Source organism: Streptomyces sp. SM1 (genome assembly GCF_002910825.1).
GTDB classification, from domain to species: Bacteria; Actinomycetota; Actinomycetes; order Streptomycetales; family Streptomycetaceae; genus Streptomyces; species Streptomyces okerensis.
In genome coordinates this window covers 1-2718 of sequence record NZ_NEUB01000133.1, presented here as the reverse complement: position 1 = coordinate 2718, position 2718 = coordinate 1, and the positions used below count along the sequence as shown (strand labels likewise).

Genomic DNA, 2718 nt, shown 5'->3' with positions numbered 1-2718 from the left:
GGGGAAGGCGGACGTCGCCGCCGCCGTGGACGAGGTGAAGCGGCTGCTCGGCGAGGGCCGCATCACGCACGCCGTCGACATCCTCGGCTCGATCCTGCCCGTCGCCGCCGACCAGCACGGCGAGCACTCCCCGGTCGTGCGCACCCTGCGCAAGCAGTACGCGGCCACGCTGCTGGACGACGGCCAGTACCGGCGGGCCCTGCCCGAACTGCGCCGGCTCGCCGAGGAACGCGCCGCCGAGGCCGGCCAGGCGGACCCGCAGTCGCTGCGCTACCGCTACGAGGCCGCCCAGTGCCTGGAGCAGCTCGGCGAACCGGCGGCGGCGCTCGCGGAGTACCGGGCGCTGCTGGCGTACTACGAGAACCAGTACGTGGCCGCCGGCGACCCGCAACTGGCCCACGACGTCCGCCGCCGCATCGGCCACCTGCTGCTCGCCCTCGGCGACCGGGCCGCGGCCCACGACACGCTGGCCCGGCTGCTGCACGACGTGGAGCGCGTCCAGGGGCCCGGGCACCCGCTCGCCGCGGAGGTCCGCCGGACCCTGCAGTGGCTCGGACAGGTGCGCGGATAGGCGCCCACGCGGACCTGGCGTGGGGACCCGCGGACCCGCGGACCCGCGGACCCGCGGGAGGGCGGGAGGGCGGACGCGCGCATCCGCGGACAGGCCGGCCGGCGGGTGGGTGCATAGCGGGACAGCGGGCCGCAAAGGGGCCGTACGGCAGGACCGCGGGGCGCGGCGGTACCGGAAGTCGCCGTGAATCGTTGGTCGAATGGGTTGGCCAGAGCTTGGCCGATGCCTACCATCGATCACCGCAAGACTTTGTGCACCGCCGCACAAGCTCTCCTCAGGAGGTCTCCTTGCACCGCCGCCGTCGCACCGCGCTCCTCCTCACCGCCGCGATCGCCGCGGCGGTACCCCTGCTCACCGCCTGCGGAAGCGACGCCCACCCCGGTGCCGCGGCCGTGGTCGGCGGGGAGCGGATCACCGTGTCGCAGCTGGAGAACCGGGTCGAGGAGGTCCGCGAGGCGCAGCGGGCGGCCGTCCCGGACGAGGCGCAGTACCAGCAGGCCATCGCGCGGACCGGCAGCCTGACCCGCGACACCCTGCACGGCATGGTCCTGGACCGGGTGCTGGAGCGTGCCGCGCGGGACGCCGGCGTGACCGTCACGGACCGCGACATCCAGCAGATGCGGTCCGGTCTGGAACAGCAGGCCGGCGGTGCGGAGGCGCTGGAGGCCGCCTGGCTCCAGCAGTACGGCATTCCGCCGCAGCGTCTGGAGGCGAACCTCCGCCTCCAGCTCCAGGCCCAGAAGCTCGCCCAGCGGCTCGGTACGGACACCAGCCGGCCCGAGTTCTGGCAGGCGCTGTCCGAGGCCGGCAAGGAACTCGACGTCGACCTCAACCCGCGTTACGGCGACTGGGACGTGGAGAAGAGCAGCCGGGTGGACGCGAAGACCCCGTGGGTGCAGGACGTGACGGCGGCGTCCGGGGCTCCCGCGGCCCTCTGACCCGGGCGGGCCCGCGGACCACCGCTCCGGGCAGGTCGGGCCGGTGGCCGGGCCGGTCAGGCCTGTGGACAAAACCGGCCTGTGGACAACTCGGGAGCTGTCGGTGGAGTGGGCTAGTTTCGGACCGTGAACGCATTCAGCCCCGCACCGACGCCCCAGGACGGCCCCGGCCGTGTCGTCCTGCTCACCACCAGCCATCGCGTCGCTCCCGGCCTGCTGTCCTGGCCCGCCTGGCAGCTCCTGCACGCGGCCGACCGGGTGCTGTGCGCGGACGGCGCCCATCCGCAGCTGCCGTACCTGCGGGAGGCGGGGATACCGGTCGAGGAGGCCTCGCCGAGCGCCCAGGAGATCGTCGACGGCTGCGCCGGCGGGCGGACGCTGGTGGTCGTGGCGACGGGGGAGGGCGAGCCCGCGCTGACCGACGGACTGGCGCGGCTGGCCGGGACCGGCCGGGTGCGGATGCCCGAGCTGGAGCTGCTGCCCGCCTCCTACGACCTGCCGGGCGCCCGTCTGCTCGACCTCGTGCAGGTGATGGACCGCATCCGGGCGGAGTGCCCGTGGTCGTCCCGGCAGACCCACAAGGGCCTCGCGAAGTACGGCATCGAGGAGGCGTACGAACTCGTCGAGGCCATCGAGGAGGGTGACCGGCAGGAGCTGCGGGAGGAGCTCGGGGACGTGCTCCTCCAGGTGGTCTTCCACGCCCGGATCGCCGAGGAGCACCCGGAGGAGCCGTTCTCCGTGGACGACGTGGCGGGCGGCATCGTGGCCAAGCTGATCCACCGGCACCCGCATGTCTTCGGCGAGGAGACGGCGGACACCCCGGAGGACGTCAAGGCGCACTGGCTGCGCACGAAGGCGGAGGAGAAGCGCCGCAGTTCGGTGACGGAGGGGGTGCCGCTGGGGCAGCCGGGGCTGGCGCTTGCGGCGAAGCTGGCGTCGCGGGCGCGGACGGCGGGGCTGGACGTGCCGTTGCCGGCGGGGGAGGGGATCGGCTACGAGCTGCTGGCGCTGGCCGCGCGGGCCGAGGCGGAGGGGGAGGACCCGGAGGCGGCGCTGCGGGCGGCGGCGCGGGTGTACCGCGATGCGATCCGCTCCGCGGAGGGTGGCGAGGGCGAGGGCGAGGGCTGAGCGGGGGAGCGGGCGCTCGGGGCAGAAGGGGTTTCGCCCCGCCGCCCCTTCCCTCCCCCACTCTCGGCTTCGCTCGAGCGG

At 74.8% G+C, this 2718-nt stretch carries 3 protein-coding genes; all 3 read left to right on the top strand.

What is annotated here, in order from left to right:
* A partial coding sequence (locus B9S61_RS02915) for a tol-pal system YbgF family protein (protein WP_374936173.1) occupies positions 1-571 on the top strand: 571 nt, incomplete at its 5' end.
* A 287-nt stretch (positions 572-858) separates the two neighbouring features.
* Positions 859-1509, top strand: a complete 651-nt coding sequence (locus B9S61_RS02910; protein WP_103540772.1) for a SurA N-terminal domain-containing protein — start codon at positions 859-861, stop codon at positions 1507-1509.
* Positions 1510-1635: 126 nt separating this feature from the next.
* On the top strand, positions 1636-2637 hold the full coding sequence (locus B9S61_RS02905) for a nucleoside triphosphate pyrophosphohydrolase (protein WP_103540771.1): 1002 nt from the start codon (positions 1636-1638) through the stop codon (positions 2635-2637).
* Positions 2638-2718: the final 81 nt, after the last annotated feature.